Consider the following 13,655-nt stretch of genomic DNA (forward strand, 5'->3'; position numbering starts at 1 on the left):
CAAAGTTATGACCCGACGCGCTGACCGTTTGTTTCAGATTGTGCAGATCCTGCGGGGCAGGCGTCTGACAACGGCAGCGCATCTCGCGGACCGGCTTGGCGTGTCCGAGCGCACGGTATATCGCGATATCCGCGACCTGTCGCTTTCCGGCGTGCCGGTGGAAGGTGAGGCGGGAAGTGGATATCGGCTGATGTCGGGCTTTGACCTGCCGCCGCTGATGCTGACAAATAAGGAGTCCGAGGCGTTGATCGTCGCGATTCGCCTGCTCAAAACCTGGGGTGGGGAATCGCTGTCGCGCGAGCTGGAGTCGGCTCAGGAGAAGGTGCTGGCTATCCTGCCCGAGGAGAGCCGCCGAAAGGCGGAGCAGACGCGGATCTACGCCCCGGACTTTTGCATGCAAAGCCACTCCCGCAGCGATTTTGACATGATTCATCAGGCGATTTCCGCCCAGCGCGTGCTGGCGCTGCATTACCGTGATGAAGCCGGACAGCTGTCTAAACGTGAGGTTCAGCCGCTGGGGCTATTCTTCTGGGGAGAGCGCTGGCTGCTGGCTGCGTGGTGTGAACGGCGCGATGACTATCGCTGTTTCCGGCTCGACCGATGCCTCAATATTGTGGCTACGGAGAGGCGTTTTAGCGAGAGCGCGGACAGGTCTCTGGCGGATTTTTTGCGGAAGGTGAAGCAGTAAAAGGCCGGGTGGCGGCTACGCCTTACCCGGCCTACATTTGGGTCGTAGGCCCGGTAAGCGTAGCGCCACCGGGCGAAACCCACACTGATTAGAAGTTGTAACCTACAACCAGGTAACCACCCCAACCGGTAGAACGGACGTTTTCTTTCATCCAATTCAGGTCGGCGTCGTCGTTCCACTGACCGCCGTTGTGCCAGTAACGCGCCACTACAGAGTAGTGCCAGTGATCGTAGTTCAGCGCCAGGATGTGGCTGGAGGCGATGGAGTCGTTAGTACGCTGTTTAATACCGTTCTCTGCGTAACCGCTCTTATCTCCCAGTTCTGAACCCCAGTCGAAGTTGGTGAAGCCGATGTAGCTCAGGTTACCGCCCCACAGCTGAGTGATTGGTACAAAGTATTTCACTTTGAAACGGTAGCCATCCCACTCATTCTGGTTTTCTGCACCGTAGTTCTGCCACTGGTATTTCGCGTAAACGTTCAGGGACAGGCTCATTGGCAGGCCGGTGTCAACATCGGTACCCAGACCCATATACCAGGTGCTCTGACGACCAGACTCGTTGCGGCCCATGTCGTAGATATAGTTGTTCGCGAAGTACCACTCTTTGAACGGACCGAAGCTGAGGTCGGTGCCGGTCAGCTTGTCGATGGAGAAGCGCGGCTCGATCTCCATGAACAGCGGAGAACCGTGGTTCCAGATACCTTTTGCCTGAGAGTTACCGCCGAAGAAGACCGGTGCATCCATATAGCCATAGAAATCAAACCAGTCTTTCTTGGCGAATGCTTCGTACTCCAGGTAGGTATCGTTGCGGATCTGTGGTCCGAAACGGGTGTGGTAGCTGCCTACCACGTTAACGCTCTGGTGCCACCAGTCGGAGAGGTATTGTGGTTTATCGTTTTCCGCTGCGTTAACAGTGAAAGAGGAAGAAAGTGCCAGCACGGCGCCAGCTGCGAGTAATGTTTTTTTCATAATCATGCCACTGATTGAAATTCCCTTTCGGGAGTGAAAAATGCGCGAATTGCGTTTCTAAATATTTCGTGTTTCTGCGGTGCCTATTATAGGAATCCCTGCTCACAAAAATATGTGTTGTTTCACATATCTCTCACACACGTAATCGATTGCGTTCACGTTTGCGTACTTTAAACGGGCGGGATTGTAGCGGCAATCATTTATGTTGCCAATCCATACGAAATGTAAATGTTAGCGGAGTGACATTTCGCTCCGCTAAAAAGGAGGGGATTAGTGCGCGGCGGGTTGAATGTCGTGAATGCGGATAAAGCCTAACTGTTCCGGCGTAACGCCGCTTAACTGAAGCGGAATATCCACATCGCTTGGTGCTAAAACACTTGCCGGGGCGGTGAAGAGCTGATTCTTCACGTTCACCTCCTGGTAATTCTCCGTTGTGCCCTGGATCTGGCCCCACTCGACGGTGCCGCTGAAGGCCGGAAGCGGATCGTTGGACTCTCCCTGGATGCGTAATGTTGCGCGAGTACCATCTGCGTTCGCCGCTACATTCACCAGAGACATTTTTAGCGTGCCGATCTGACTATTGAGACGCGCAGGCGTATTCGCGCCCGGCAGCAGATAAACCCCGCTGCTGGATTTGGCATTCAGCGCGTTTTGCTGGGTGATTTTCACCGTTTCTTTGTTCAGCTTGTCCATCGCCGTATTGAGCGTATTGACGCTCTGTTTCAACTGACGGACTTCGGTTTGCTGTGCACAGGCGCTAAGGGTGAAGAGGCTCCCCACCAGCAAGATTTTCAGGTAACGTCTTGTCATTGCGTTTATTTCCTTGAAATAACGGATCGCCTTAATGTTAGCCAGCATCATCATGTGAGATATAGATCCTTTGTCTCAAAAAGCTCTTCCTTTGTTGTCAGGCCAGATCAGGGTAAAATGAAAATTAGTTAACCAGATAACAGGGATACCGTATGCATTGCCCATTCTGCTCCGCTGTGGATACCAAAGTCATCGACTCTCGTCTTGTGGGCGAAGGGTCATCCGTACGCCGTCGTCGGCAGTGTCTGGTGTGCAACGAGCGTTTCACGACCTTTGAGGTTGCAGAGCTGGTAATGCCGCGCGTGGTAAAAAGTAACGACGTGCGCGAGCCGTTTAACGAAGAGAAACTGCGCAGCGGGATGCTGAAGGCCCTCGAAAAACGTCCCGTCAGTGCGGACGACGTGGAGATGGCGTTAAACCACATAAAATCTTACCTTCGTGGTTTGGGTGAGCGTGAAGTGCCAAGCAAAATGATCGGCAACCTGGTGATGGAGCAGTTGAAAAAGCTCGATAAGGTCGCCTATATACGCTTCGCCTCGGTCTACCGCAGCTTCGAAGACATCAAAGAGTTTGGCGAAGAGATCGCCCGCTTACAGGATTAAGCTCATGCAGGATGAGATCTACATGGCGCGAGCCATGAAGCTGGCGCAGCGCGGTCGTTTTACTACCCATCCCAACCCGAACGTCGGGTGCGTTATCGTCAACGATGGCGAGATTGTAGGAGAGGGGTTTCACTATCGGGCGGGCGAACCGCATGCCGAGGTTCATGCGTTGCGCATGGCCGGTGAGAAGGCGCGCGGTGCAACAGCCTACGTTACGCTGGAGCCCTGCAGCCATCACGGGCGTACGCCGCCGTGCTGTGAAGCGTTGATCGCGGCGGGTGTTTCACGCGTGGTCGCATCGATGCAGGACCCAAATCCGCAGGTGGCTGGACGCGGTCTGTATCGCCTGCAGCAGGAAGGCATTGACGTCAGCCATGGTCTGATGATGCAGGACGCGGAAGCGCTTAACAAAGGTTTCCTGAAGCGCATGCGCACGGGGTTCCCGTATATCCAGCTTAAGCTGGGTGCCTCGCTGGACGGTCGTACGGCAATGGCAAACGGCGAGAGCCAGTGGATCACTTCTCCACAGGCAAGGCGCGATGTGCAACGTCTGCGCGCGCAAAGCCATGCTATTCTCACCAGCAGTGAAACCGTTCTGGCTGACGATCCGGCCATGACCGTGCGCTGGGACGAGCTGAATGCCGATACCCAGGCTCTTTACCCGCAGGAGAACCTGCGTCAGCCGCTGCGTATTGTCATTGATAGCCAGAACCGCCTGACGCCGGAGCACCGCATCGTCCAGCAGCCGGGGGAAACCTGGATTGCCCGCACCAAAGAAGATACTCGCGAATGGCCGGAAGGCGTGCGCAGCATTCTGGTGCCGGAACATAACGGTCACCTGGATCTCGTGGTGCTGATGATGCTGCTCGGCAAGCAGCAGGTGAACAGCATCTGGGTAGAGGCGGGGCCAACGCTTGCCGGTGCGCTCTTACAGGCCGGGCTGGTGGATGAACTGCTTGTTTACGTTGCGCCTAAACTGTTGGGCCACGACGCACGCGGCCTGTTTGTGCTGCCCGGCCTTGAAAAACTGGCCGACGCACCGCAACTCAAATTTAGCGAGATTCGTCCGGTAGGTCCGGATGTCTGCCTCCACTTAACGACAGCGTAATTGCTCCTTAAATAGGGAAGCAGTGCGCAAAGTATTATGATAAAATCCGCCCCCCTGCGGGGCCAAATGAACCCGTAAAGGAAGAGTATGAACATTATTGAAGCTGCTGTAGCTACCCCGGACGCTCGCGTCGCCATCACCATTGCGCGTTTCAACAACTTCATCAACGACAGCCTGCTGGAAGGTGCGATTGACGCCCTGAAACGTATCGGCCAGGTTAAAGATGACAACATTACCGTTGTTTGGGTTCCAGGCGCTTACGAACTGCCACTGGCGGCAGGCGCGCTGGCGAAAACCGGTAAATACGACGCGGTGATTGCGCTGGGTACCGTTATTCGTGGCGGCACTGCTCACTTCGAATACGTTGCGGGCGGTGCAAGCAACGGCCTGGCACACGTTGCGCAGGATGCTGAAATTCCTGTCGCATTCGGCGTGCTGACCACCGAAAGTATTGAACAAGCCATCGAACGTGCTGGCACCAAAGCCGGTAACAAAGGTGCAGAAGCTGCACTGACCGCGCTTGAAATGATTAATGTATTGAAAGCCATCAAGGCCTGATTTTTTTGTAAGGGGAATTCCGTGAAACCTGCTGCTCGTCGCCGCGCCCGTGAATGTGCCGTCCAGGCACTTTACTCCTGGCAGTTGTCCCAGAACGACATCGCTGATGTTGAATACCAGTTCCTGTCAGAACAGGACGTGAAAGACGTTGACGTTCTGTACTTCCGTGAACTGCTGTCGGGAGTGGCGACTAATAGCGCGTATCTCGATGGTCTGATGAAGCCTTATCTGTCCCGTCTGCTCGAAGAGCTGGGCCAGGTAGAAAAAGCAGTGTTGCGTATTGCGCTGTTTGAGCTGTCTAAACGTGATGATGTGCCGTACAAAGTGGCCATCAACGAAGCGATCGAACTGGCGAAAACCTTCGGCGCTGAAGACAGCCACAAGTTTGTAAACGGCGTACTTGATAAAGCAGCACCTGCGATCCGTCCCCACAAAAAGTGATCCGCAAACCGGAGTCCTGCATTGCCTGACGGGCGGTGCGGCTCCGGTTTTTTCTTTTATTTGCTGAGGCATAACGTATGGCATGCGGCGAATTCTCCCTGATTGCCCGTTATTTCGACCGTGTCAGAACCTCTCGTCTTGATGTTGAAACCGGCATCGGCGATGACTGTGCACTTCTCAATATTCCAGAAAAACAGACGCTGGCAATCAGCACCGACACTCTGGTGTGCGGCCGTCATTTCTTACCGGATATCGATCCTGCCGATCTGGCGTATAAAGCACTGGCGGTTAACGTCAGCGATCTGGCGGCGATGGGTGCCGATCCCGCGTGGTTAACGCTGGCGCTGACGCTGCCTGAGGTGGACGAATCCTGGCTTGAAGCTTTCAGCGATGCGCTGTTTGAGCAGCTTAACTACTACGATATGCAGCTGATTGGCGGTGATACCACTGCCGGGCCGCTGTCGATGACGCTGGCGATCCACGGCTATGTGCCGCTCGGTCGCGCCCTGAAGCGCTCAGGCGCAAAACCCGGCGACTGGATCTACGTCACCGGTACGCCGGGCGACAGTGCGGCAGGGCTGGCGATTCTCCAGGATCGCTTAACCGTGAAGGATGCCGACGATGCGGCGTATCTGGTGAAACGCCATCTGCGCCCGACGCCGCGTATTCTGCACGGCCAGGCGCTGCGCGAGCGCGCGAGCTCTGCTATCGACCTCTCTGACGGGCTGATCTCAGACCTTGGCCATATTTTAAAGGCCAGCGGCGTTGGGGCGCGCGTTGATCTGGATCTGTTCCCGCTGTCAGAGGAACTGCTTCGTCATGTCGAACCTGCGCAGGCGCTGCGCTGGGCGCTGTCTGGTGGTGAAGACTACGAACTATGCTTTACCGTTCCGGAGCTGAACCGTGGAACGCTCGACGTGGCGTTAGCGCATCTTGGTGCGAAATTCACCTGCATAGGTCAGATCATGCCGGAGAGTGAAGGGCTGAAGTTTGTGAAAGACGGTGCGCCGGTTACGCTGGACTGGAAAGGGTACGATCACTTCGCGTGAGTTTGTACGCTTTGTATTGCCGGGTGGCGGCTCCGCCATACCCGGCCTACGGGTTTTGTTCCCTCTCCCTGCGGGAGAGGGTTAGGGCCTACTTAAACCCCACCACCGGATGCGGCTGATACGGGGTCTCCAGCTCGGCAACCTGCTCCGGCGTCAGCGTGATATCCACCGCGTTTAACAGTTCGTCCAACTGCTCTTCCCGGGACGTGCCGATAATGGGAGCCGCGACGCCGCGCTTGCCCAGTAGCCATGCCAGCGCTACCTGGGCGCGGGTTGCGCCGGTATCATCGGCAATCCCGGCCAGGCGTTCGGCAATCAGCGCATCGCTGGCCTCTGTTCCTTCATAGAGATTTTTTCCCACTTCATCCGATACCAGGCGAGCCGTGGTTTCCCCCCACGGACGGGTCAGGCGGCCGCGCGCCAGCGGGCTCCACGGGATAACCGCCACGCCCTCCTGGTGGCACAGCGGCAGCATCTCGCGTTCTTCTTCGCGGTAGATCAGATTGTAATGATCCTGCATGGTGACAAAGCGCGCCCAGCCGTGTTGAGCCTGGAGATCCAGCGCCTGGGCAAACTGCGACGCGTGCATAGACGACGCGCCGATATAGCGCGCTTTACCGGCTTTGACGACGTCGTTGAGCGCCTCAAGCGTCTCCTCGATTGGCGTGTTGTAATCCCAGCGGTGAATTTGCAGCAGGTCGACGTAATCCATGTTCAGGCGTCTGAGGCTGTCATCAATCGAGCGCAGGATCTGCGCGCGAGAAAGGCCCTGCGGCAGGTCGCCCACCGGGTAGTAGACTTTAGTAGCGACGACAACGTCATCCCGACGGGCAAAATCGCGCAGGGCGCGGCCGACAATCTCCTCGCTGCTGCCGTCGGAATAGCTGTTGGCGGTGTCAAAGAAGTTAATGCCGCCCTCGATAGCGCGTTTGATGATCGGACGGCTGCTCTCTTCCGGCAGCGTCCAGGCGTGGTTTCCCCGATCGGGCTCGCCAAAGGTCATGCAGCCCAGGCAAAGTCGGGAAACCTTAAGGTCCGTTTTTCCTAATGTTGTGTATTGCACGGTTCCGCTCCTGCTGTTTAAACACCAGGTTTAAGCATAGCAGGAGCGGAAAAGGGGGAAGGGGTCAGTCCAGCCAGGCGCGGATTTTGGCTTCGATACCGGCGGCGTCCAGGCCAATAGCCGCGCGGGCTTCGTCCTGAGTACCTTGCGGAATGAAATGATCCGGCAGGCCGAGGTTCAGCACCGGCACGGCTTTACGATTTGCCATCAGTACCTCGTTCACGCCGCTACCCGCACCGCCCATGATGGCGTTTTCTTCCAGCGTCACCAGCACGTCGTGGGTCTCAGCCATACTCAGGATCAGAGATTCGTCGAGCGGCTTCACAAAGCGCATATCCACCAGCGTGGCATTCAGCGTTTCAGCCACTTTCGCGGCTTCGGGCATCAACGTGCCGAAGTTCAGGATCGCCACTTTCTCACCGCGACGCTTAACCACTCCTTTACCAAGCGGCAGTTTTTCCAGCGGCTGAAGCTCAACGCCTACCGCATTGCCGCGCGGGTAGCGAACGGCGCTTGGGCCATCCTGATAGTGGTAGCCGGTAAACAGCATCTGACGACATTCGTTCTCGTCGCTTGGCGTCATGACAACCATATCCGGAATACAGCGCAGGAACGACAGATCAAACGCACCCTGGTGCGTCTGACCATCGGCACCGACGATGCCCGCACGATCGATAGCAAACAGAACCGGCAGCTTCTGGATCGCCACGTCGTGAATCACCTGATCGTAGGCGCGCTGCAGGAAGGTGGAATAGATAGCGACAACCGGCTTGTAGCCGCCGATCGCCAGGCCCGCTGCAAACGTCACCGCGTGCTGCTCGGCAATGGCGACGTCAAAATACTGGTCCGGGTATTTTCGGGAGAATTCGACCATGCCGGAGCCTTCGCGCATGGCCGGGGTAATCGCCATCAGCTTGTTGTCTTTTGCGGCGGTTTCGCACAGCCAGTCGCCGAAGATTTTTGAATAGCTCGGCATGCCGCCGCTGCTTTTTGGCAGACAGCCGCTGGACGGGTCAAATTTAGGCACCGCGTGGAAGGTGATCGGATCTTTTTCCGCCGGTTCGTAGCCACGCCCTTTTTTGGTCATGATGTGCAGGAACTGCGGGCCTTTCAGGTCGCGCATGTTCTTGAGCGTGGTCACCAGACCCAGCACGTCGTGACCGTCAACCGGCCCAATATAGTTAAAGCCCAGTTCTTCAAACAGGGTACCCGGCACGACCATGCCTTTGATGTGCTCTTCGGTACGCTTGAGCAGCTCTTTGATCGGCGGTACGCCGGAGAAGACCTTTTTACCGCCTTCACGCAGCGACGAGTAAAGCTTGCCGGAGAGCAGCTGAGCAAGATGGTTGTTCAGCGCGCCGACGTTTTCGGAAATCGACATTTCGTTATCGTTAAGAACAACCAGCATGTCCGGCTTGATGTCGCCCGCGTGGTTCATGGCCTCAAAGGCCATACCGGCGGTGATAGCGCCGTCGCCAATCACGCAGACGGTGCGGCGCTGCTTATTCTCTTTCTCGGCGGCAACGGCAATACCGATGCCCGCCGAAATGGAGGTAGAGGAGTGGCCGACGCTCAGTACGTCGTACTCGCTCTCACCGCGCCACGGGAACGGGTGCAGGCCGCCTTTCTGACGAATGGTGCCAATTTTATCGCGACGGCCGGTCAGAATTTTGTGCGGATAGGCCTGGTGACCCACGTCCCAGATGAGCTGATCGAACGGCGTGTTATAGACGTAGTGCAGCGCCACGGTCAGCTCTACCGTGCCAAGCCCGGAGGCGAAATGGCCGCTGGAGCGGCTTACGCTGTCGAGCAGGTAGCGACGCAGCTCGTCGCACAGCTTCGGCAGGCTCTCTTTCGGCAACAGACGTAACTCCTGGGTGGAGTCAACTAACGCCAGTGTCGGGTATTTGGCAATATCAAAACTCATCAAAGGCTCATCGAGATATATAGTTTATTTATCACGCTGGATTATATAGTCCGCTAGCGCTTCCAGTGCCGAGGTATCCAGCGATTGCGCAGCCAGCTGATTCAGCGACTGGCGGGCATCGTCAATCAGATCCCGGGCTTTACGTTGGGCTTGCTCAAGGCCCAGCAGGGCGGGGTAGGTACTTTTGCCAAGCTGCTGGTCCGCACCCTGACGTTTACCCAATGTTGCAGTATCGCCCACCACATCCAGAATGTCATCCTGAACCTGGAATGCCAGACCGATACTTTCTGCGTATCTGTCCAGAATCGGCAGGGCTTTGCGCCCTTGTTCACCCGCGCTCAGCGCGCCCAGGCGAACGGCGGAACGAATCAGTGCCCCGGTTTTATGGCGGTGAATACGCTCCAGCTGTTCCAGATTAACCTGACGTCCTTCCGCTTCAAGATCCAGCGCCTGTCCGCCGCACATGCCGGCCACGCCGCTGGCCATTGCCAGCTCGGAGATCATCGCCAGACGGTCGCGGTCAGCCACTTCCGCCATTGGCGCGTCGCTCAGAATCGAGAACGCCAGCGTCTGCAGGGCATCACCCGCCAGGATGGCATTCGCCTCGCCAAACTTGATATGGCAGGTGGGTTTACCCCGACGCAAATCGTCGTCGTCCATGGCCGGGAGATCGTCGTGGATCAGCGAGTAGGCATGGATGCACTCAACGGCGGCTGCCGGAGCGTCCAGCGTGTTATCGCTGATGCCAAACATATTGCCGGTGGCATACACCAGGAACGGGCGCAGGCGCTTTCCACCCAAGAGTGCGCCATAGTGCATGGCTTCAACCAGTGGAGTGTTCTGAAAAGGCTGTGGCGCAATAAAACGGCGCAGGGCGTCGTTGGCGCGTACGACACGCGCCTGAAGCTCGTTGGCAAAATCCATTTACTCGGCGTCCGGTGTGAAAGGCGTGGTTTTCGCGTCTTCGCTGTCGGAAAGCAGGATCTGCACGCGCTGCTCGGCCTGCTGCAGCTTGACCTGCCCCTGGCGCGCCAGCTGCACGCCACGCTCGAATTCGTTGAGCGCCTCTTCCAGCGGGAGATCGCCGCTCTCAAGACGGGTAACAATTTGCTCCAGTTCACTCAGCGCAGTTTCAAAACTGGCCGGTGCGTCGTTCTTCTTCGGCATAGTGAATTGACTCTTATATTCTTCGCCCCGACATGGTAACGGACTCGGGCGGATAAGCAAATAACGCGCAATGTGCACAGGAGCGGCGCGATGGTGGTATACTTGCGCGCCTGGATGCAGCCACGGGTGTGGGCTGCTGTACTCTTTTCCATTACAAGCCTTAACAGGCTTGCCTAAGAAACATTGCCGCCATGAAGTTTATCATTAAATTGTTCCCTGAAATCACCATCAAAAGCCAATCTGTGCGTTTGCGCTTTATTAAAATTCTCACCGGGAACATTCGTAACGTATTAAAGCACTACGACGAAACCCTCGCCGTGGTGCGCCACTGGGACCACGTTGAGGTCCGTGCGAAAGACGAAAACAAACGTCAGGATATTCGCGACGCGCTGACCCGTATTCCGGGGATCCACCATATCCTGGAAGTGGAAGATGTTCCGTTCAGCGATATGCACGACATCTTCGAGAAAGCGCTGGTCCAGTACCGTGACCAGATCGAAGGCAAAACCTTCTGCGTGCGCGTCAAGCGTCGCGGTAAGCACGAATTCAGCTCCATTGAAGTGGAACGTTATGTCGGCGGCGGTTTAAACCAGCACGTTGAAACGGCGCGCGTACGTCTGACCAACCCGGACGTGACGGTGAACCTGGAGATCGAAAACGATCGCCTGCTGCTGGTGAAAGGGCGCTATGAAGGTATCGGCGGCTTCCCTATCGGCACCCAGGAAGACGTATTATCCCTGATCTCTGGCGGCTTCGACTCCGGCGTCTCAAGCTATATGCTGATGCGTCGCGGCTGCCGTGTGCACTACTGCTTCTTCAACCTGGGCGGCGCGGCGCACGAAATCGGCGTTCGTCAGGTGGCGCATTATCTGTGGAACCGCTTCGGCAGCTCCCACCGCGTGCGTTTCGTGGCAATCAATTTCGAACCTGTGGTCGGCGAAATCCTCGAGAAAGTGGACGACGGTCAGATGGGCGTCATCCTTAAGCGCATGATGGTGCGTGCGGCGTCCAAAGTGGCTGAACGCTACGGCGTGCAGGCGCTGGTCACCGGCGAAGCGCTGGGCCAGGTCTCCAGCCAGACGCTGACCAACCTGCGTCTGATCGACAACGTATCTGATACGCTGATCCTGCGTCCGCTCATCTCCCATGACAAAGAGCACATCATCGATCTGGCGCGCGAAATCGGCACCGAAGATTTTGCCCGCACCATGCCGGAATACTGCGGCGTGATCTCTAAAAGCCCAACGGTGAAAGCGGTGAAGGCGAAGATCGAAGCGGAAGAAGAGAACTTCGATTTCAGCATTCTGGATAAAGTGGTGGAAGAAGCGTCCAACATTGATATCCGCGAGATTGCCCAGCAGACCGAGCAGGAAGTGGTTGAAGTGGAGACCGTGAGCGGTTTCGGCGCGAACGATGCGATTCTGGATATTCGCTCCATTGACGAGCAGGATGACAAGCCGCTACAGGTGGAAGGCGTCGAAGTGGTTTCTCTGCCGTTCTACAAGCTGAGCACCAAGTTTGGCGATCTCGACCAGAGCAAAACGTATCTGCTGTGGTGTGAGCGCGGGGTGATGAGTCGCCTGCAGGCGCTGTATCTGCGCGAGCAGGGCTTTGCGAATGTGAAGGTGTATCGCCCGTAGTTTATTACCGGGGAGTGCGGCCAGATGCCCTCACCCCGGCCCTCTCCCACGGGGAGAGGGAGAAAACATCTATTCGTAATAATTATAAATCCCCGCCGGCATCACCAGCGATGATGCCACTTCGTAGGCCTTCTCGCGCCCGATCAGCAGGTCAATAATCTTTAAGCCAAAATCAATCGCAGTGCCTGGCCCCTGGCTGGTCAGCAGGTTTACGCGCGGGTCCCAGACGACGCGTTTGTCCACCCAATGTTCTTCCAGGATCGTATCCTTCAGCCCCGGGAAGCCGGTCATATTGCCGACGGGGAAGATATCGTGCGGAACCAGAACCGTTCCCGCGGCGGCGCAGATAGCCGCGACGATACGGCCTGACAGATGGAACTGACGCACGGTCTCGACCAGCAGCGGGCTGTCGCGAAAACATTCCGCGCCTTTTAAGCCGCCGGGCAGCACGATGATGTCGTAATCTCCGTCTGCCACCTGAACAAGCGGCGCGTCTGCCAGGATTTTCACCCCGCGTGAACAGGTGATTGCAAGATTGCCGTCGCTGGCGACGCTGGCGGTGGTGACCTTAATGCCGCCGCGCACCATCAAATCAATGGTGGTGACCGCTTCCATCTCTTCGCTACCAGGGGCGAGGCAGATCAGTGCTGACGCGCTCATATTCACTCTCCTTACGTTTAACCAGGTCATACAGACGGGCGTTTTCCGGCACGGCGATGCCGTGCGCGCGGGCGCGTTTTAGCAGATATCCCGTGATGTAATCGATCTCCGTGTGGCGTAATGCCCGAACATCCTGCAGCATTGAGGAGATGTTTTCTGCTGTACTCTCAATAACCTGCTCGACATAGCAGCGCAAATCGTCTGCCGAGGTATGCAGCCCTTCCCGCTCAACGACCGCCGCGACTTCCGCACACAAAATGGCAACGTCCTGCGGATGATTTTTCAGCTCCCCGTTCGGGCAGTTCCACAGCGCCGTCAGCGGATTGATCACGCAGTTTACCGCAAGCTTACGCCACAGCTGAGGACGGATGTTGTTGTGCCAAGCGACGTCCGGTAAGACCTTTTGCAGAACATCGGCAAGATAGCTGTAGTCGCCATCCTGTGGTCTGGCAGGACCCATGTGCGTCACGCCGCTGGCGACATGCACAATGATGTTGCCGTCGCGACGGGCAGCGTGCGTGGTCGTCGCCATCAGCAGGGGCTGCGGGACGCTTTTCAGCTCATCGAGGGTACCCATGCCGTTATGCAGCAGCAGTATGGGCGAAGTGGGGGGGAGCTGCGCGGCCAGTGTCTTTACCGTGTCTGAGACCTGCCAGGCCTTGAGCGTCACTAGTAAAAGGTCGCTTTGCGCCAGGAAATCAGGATCGTTGGCGGTGAGAGATTCGTTAAAGATGCTTCCGTCTTCACCAATCAGGTTTACACTGCAGTAGGGTTGGGGCACTCGCAGCCAGCCCTGAACCTCATGTCCGTGCTTGCACAGCGCGGTCAGCCACAGCTGACCAAGCGCTCCGCATCCGAGCACCGTAATTTTCATTGTTCCTCCTCACCTGCAACTGCGTCAGGTGTTACAGCTTAATTATACAGCTAAGCTTCTGTTGAGTTATGCCTCGTAGCGGGTATTATGCAACGCAACAA

15 protein-coding genes are annotated in these 13,655 nt (G+C 56.8%); 7 read left to right on the forward strand and 8 right to left on the reverse strand.

What is annotated here, in order from left to right:
* Nucleotides 1-7: 7 nt before the first annotated feature.
* The gene (locus USH94_RS12260; RefSeq protein WP_111963426.1) at nucleotides 8-688 is read left to right on the forward strand and encodes a helix-turn-helix transcriptional regulator; all 681 of its coding nucleotides are present in this window, start codon (nucleotides 8-10) and stop codon (nucleotides 686-688) included.
* An 88-nt stretch (nucleotides 689-776) separates the two neighbouring features.
* Here the strand turns inward: USH94_RS12260 and USH94_RS12265 are convergent, their stop codons facing one another.
* A complete protein-coding gene (locus USH94_RS12265; RefSeq protein ID WP_111963496.1) occupies nucleotides 777-1,655 on the reverse strand; it encodes a nucleoside-specific channel-forming protein Tsx in 879 nt (292 codons plus the stop codon).
* A 270-nt stretch (nucleotides 1,656-1,925) separates the two neighbouring features.
* Entirely contained in the window at nucleotides 1,926-2,465 is a 540-nt protein-coding gene (locus USH94_RS12270) for a DUF3251 domain-containing protein (protein ID WP_111963494.1), read from the reverse strand.
* Between the two features lie 152 nt (nucleotides 2,466-2,617).
* Here USH94_RS12270 and nrdR point away from each other — a divergent pair, with 152 nt between their 5' ends.
* The 5 genes from nrdR (at nucleotide 2,618) to thiL (ending at nucleotide 6,223) form a co-directional block, all read left to right on the forward strand.
* On the forward strand, nucleotides 2,618-3,067 hold the full coding sequence (gene nrdR / locus USH94_RS12275) for a transcriptional regulator NrdR (RefSeq protein ID WP_008503337.1): 450 nt from the start codon (nucleotides 2,618-2,620) through the stop codon (nucleotides 3,065-3,067).
* A gap of 4 nt (nucleotides 3,068-3,071) precedes the next feature.
* Entirely contained in the window at nucleotides 3,072-4,175 is a 1,104-nt protein-coding gene (gene ribD, locus USH94_RS12280; RefSeq protein WP_111963425.1) for a bifunctional diaminohydroxyphosphoribosylaminopyrimidine deaminase/5-amino-6-(5-phosphoribosylamino)uracil reductase RibD, read from the forward strand.
* Nucleotides 4,176-4,262: 87 nt separating this feature from the next.
* A complete protein-coding gene (gene ribE, locus USH94_RS12285) occupies nucleotides 4,263-4,733 on the forward strand; it encodes a 6,7-dimethyl-8-ribityllumazine synthase (protein ID WP_006176874.1) in 471 nt (156 codons plus the stop codon).
* 21 nt (nucleotides 4,734-4,754) lie between these two features.
* Nucleotides 4,755-5,174 carry a transcription antitermination factor NusB gene (gene nusB, locus USH94_RS12290; protein WP_006809908.1) on the forward strand — a complete coding sequence of 140 codons (420 nt, stop codon included), beginning with the start codon at nucleotides 4,755-4,757 and terminating at the stop codon, nucleotides 5,172-5,174.
* A gap of 77 nt (nucleotides 5,175-5,251) precedes the next feature.
* The gene (gene thiL / locus USH94_RS12295; protein WP_111963424.1) at nucleotides 5,252-6,223 is read left to right on the forward strand and encodes a thiamine-phosphate kinase; all 972 of its coding nucleotides are present in this window, start codon (nucleotides 5,252-5,254) and stop codon (nucleotides 6,221-6,223) included.
* A gap of 88 nt (nucleotides 6,224-6,311) precedes the next feature.
* Here the strand turns inward: thiL and USH94_RS12300 are convergent, their stop codons facing one another.
* The 4 genes from USH94_RS12300 to xseB form a co-directional block, all read right to left on the reverse strand.
* The gene (locus USH94_RS12300) at nucleotides 6,312-7,286 is read right to left on the reverse strand and encodes an aldo/keto reductase (RefSeq protein WP_111963423.1); all 975 of its coding nucleotides are present in this window, start codon (nucleotides 7,284-7,286) and stop codon (nucleotides 6,312-6,314) included.
* 64 nt (nucleotides 7,287-7,350) lie between these two features.
* On the reverse strand, nucleotides 7,351-9,213 hold the full coding sequence (gene dxs, locus USH94_RS12305) for a 1-deoxy-D-xylulose-5-phosphate synthase (RefSeq protein WP_111963422.1): 1,863 nt from the start codon (nucleotides 9,211-9,213) through the stop codon (nucleotides 7,351-7,353).
* A gap of 24 nt (nucleotides 9,214-9,237) precedes the next feature.
* The gene (gene ispA / locus USH94_RS12310) at nucleotides 9,238-10,137 is read right to left on the reverse strand and encodes a (2E,6E)-farnesyl diphosphate synthase (protein WP_111963421.1); all 900 of its coding nucleotides are present in this window, start codon (nucleotides 10,135-10,137) and stop codon (nucleotides 9,238-9,240) included.
* Nucleotides 10,138-10,380: an exodeoxyribonuclease VII small subunit gene (xseB, locus tag USH94_RS12315; protein WP_008503331.1), complete on the reverse strand. Its 243-nt coding sequence runs from the start codon at nucleotides 10,378-10,380 to the stop codon at nucleotides 10,138-10,140.
* A 191-nt stretch (nucleotides 10,381-10,571) separates the two neighbouring features.
* Between xseB and thiI the strand changes: the two genes are divergently transcribed.
* Entirely contained in the window at nucleotides 10,572-12,020 is a 1,449-nt protein-coding gene (thiI, locus tag USH94_RS12320; RefSeq protein WP_111963420.1) for a tRNA uracil 4-sulfurtransferase ThiI, read from the forward strand.
* A gap of 69 nt (nucleotides 12,021-12,089) precedes the next feature.
* On the opposite strand, the gene yajL is transcribed toward thiI, so the two are convergent.
* A complete protein-coding gene (gene yajL / locus USH94_RS12325; protein ID WP_111963419.1) occupies nucleotides 12,090-12,680 on the reverse strand; it encodes a protein deglycase YajL in 591 nt (196 codons plus the stop codon).
* Nucleotides 12,643-13,554, reverse strand: coding sequence for a 2-dehydropantoate 2-reductase (panE, locus tag USH94_RS12330; RefSeq protein ID WP_111963418.1), 912 nt, complete (start codon nucleotides 13,552-13,554; stop codon nucleotides 12,643-12,645). The genes yajL and panE overlap by 38 nt, the downstream gene beginning before the upstream one ends.
* Nucleotides 13,555-13,655: the final 101 nt, after the last annotated feature.

The sequence above is a fragment of the Enterobacter sp. 148H3 genome (assembly GCF_034107425.1).
Lineage (GTDB): Bacteria > Pseudomonadota > Gammaproteobacteria > Enterobacterales > Enterobacteriaceae > Enterobacter > Enterobacter vonholyi.

Excerpts from the sequence above, each read along its gene's own strand:
- USH94_RS12260 (WP_111963426.1), top strand. The coding sequence starts at position 8 with ATGACCCGACGCGCTGACCGTTTGTTTCAGATTGTGCAGATCCTGCGG.
- USH94_RS12265 (WP_111963496.1), bottom strand. The coding sequence starts at position 1,655 with ATGAAAAAAACATTACTCGCAGCTGGCGCCGTGCTGGCACTTTCTTCC.
- USH94_RS12270 (WP_111963494.1), bottom strand. The coding sequence starts at position 2,465 with ATGACAAGACGTTACCTGAAAATCTTGCTGGTGGGGAGCCTCTTCACC.
- nrdR (WP_008503337.1), top strand. The coding sequence starts at position 2,618 with ATGCATTGCCCATTCTGCTCCGCTGTGGATACCAAAGTCATCGACTCT.
- ribD (WP_111963425.1), top strand. The coding sequence starts at position 3,072 with ATGCAGGATGAGATCTACATGGCGCGAGCCATGAAGCTGGCGCAGCGC.
- ribE (WP_006176874.1), top strand. The coding sequence starts at position 4,263 with ATGAACATTATTGAAGCTGCTGTAGCTACCCCGGACGCTCGCGTCGCC.
- thiL (WP_111963424.1), top strand. The coding sequence starts at position 5,252 with ATGGCATGCGGCGAATTCTCCCTGATTGCCCGTTATTTCGACCGTGTC.
- dxs (WP_111963422.1), bottom strand. The coding sequence starts at position 9,213 with ATGAGTTTTGATATTGCCAAATACCCGACACTGGCGTTAGTTGACTCC.
- ispA (WP_111963421.1), bottom strand. The coding sequence starts at position 10,137 with ATGGATTTTGCCAACGAGCTTCAGGCGCGTGTCGTACGCGCCAACGAC.
- xseB (WP_008503331.1), bottom strand. The coding sequence starts at position 10,380 with ATGCCGAAGAAGAACGACGCACCGGCCAGTTTTGAAACTGCGCTGAGT.
- thiI (WP_111963420.1), top strand. The coding sequence starts at position 10,572 with ATGAAGTTTATCATTAAATTGTTCCCTGAAATCACCATCAAAAGCCAA.
- yajL (WP_111963419.1), bottom strand. The coding sequence starts at position 12,680 with ATGAGCGCGTCAGCACTGATCTGCCTCGCCCCTGGTAGCGAAGAGATG.
- panE (WP_111963418.1), bottom strand. The coding sequence starts at position 13,554 with ATGAAAATTACGGTGCTCGGATGCGGAGCGCTTGGTCAGCTGTGGCTG.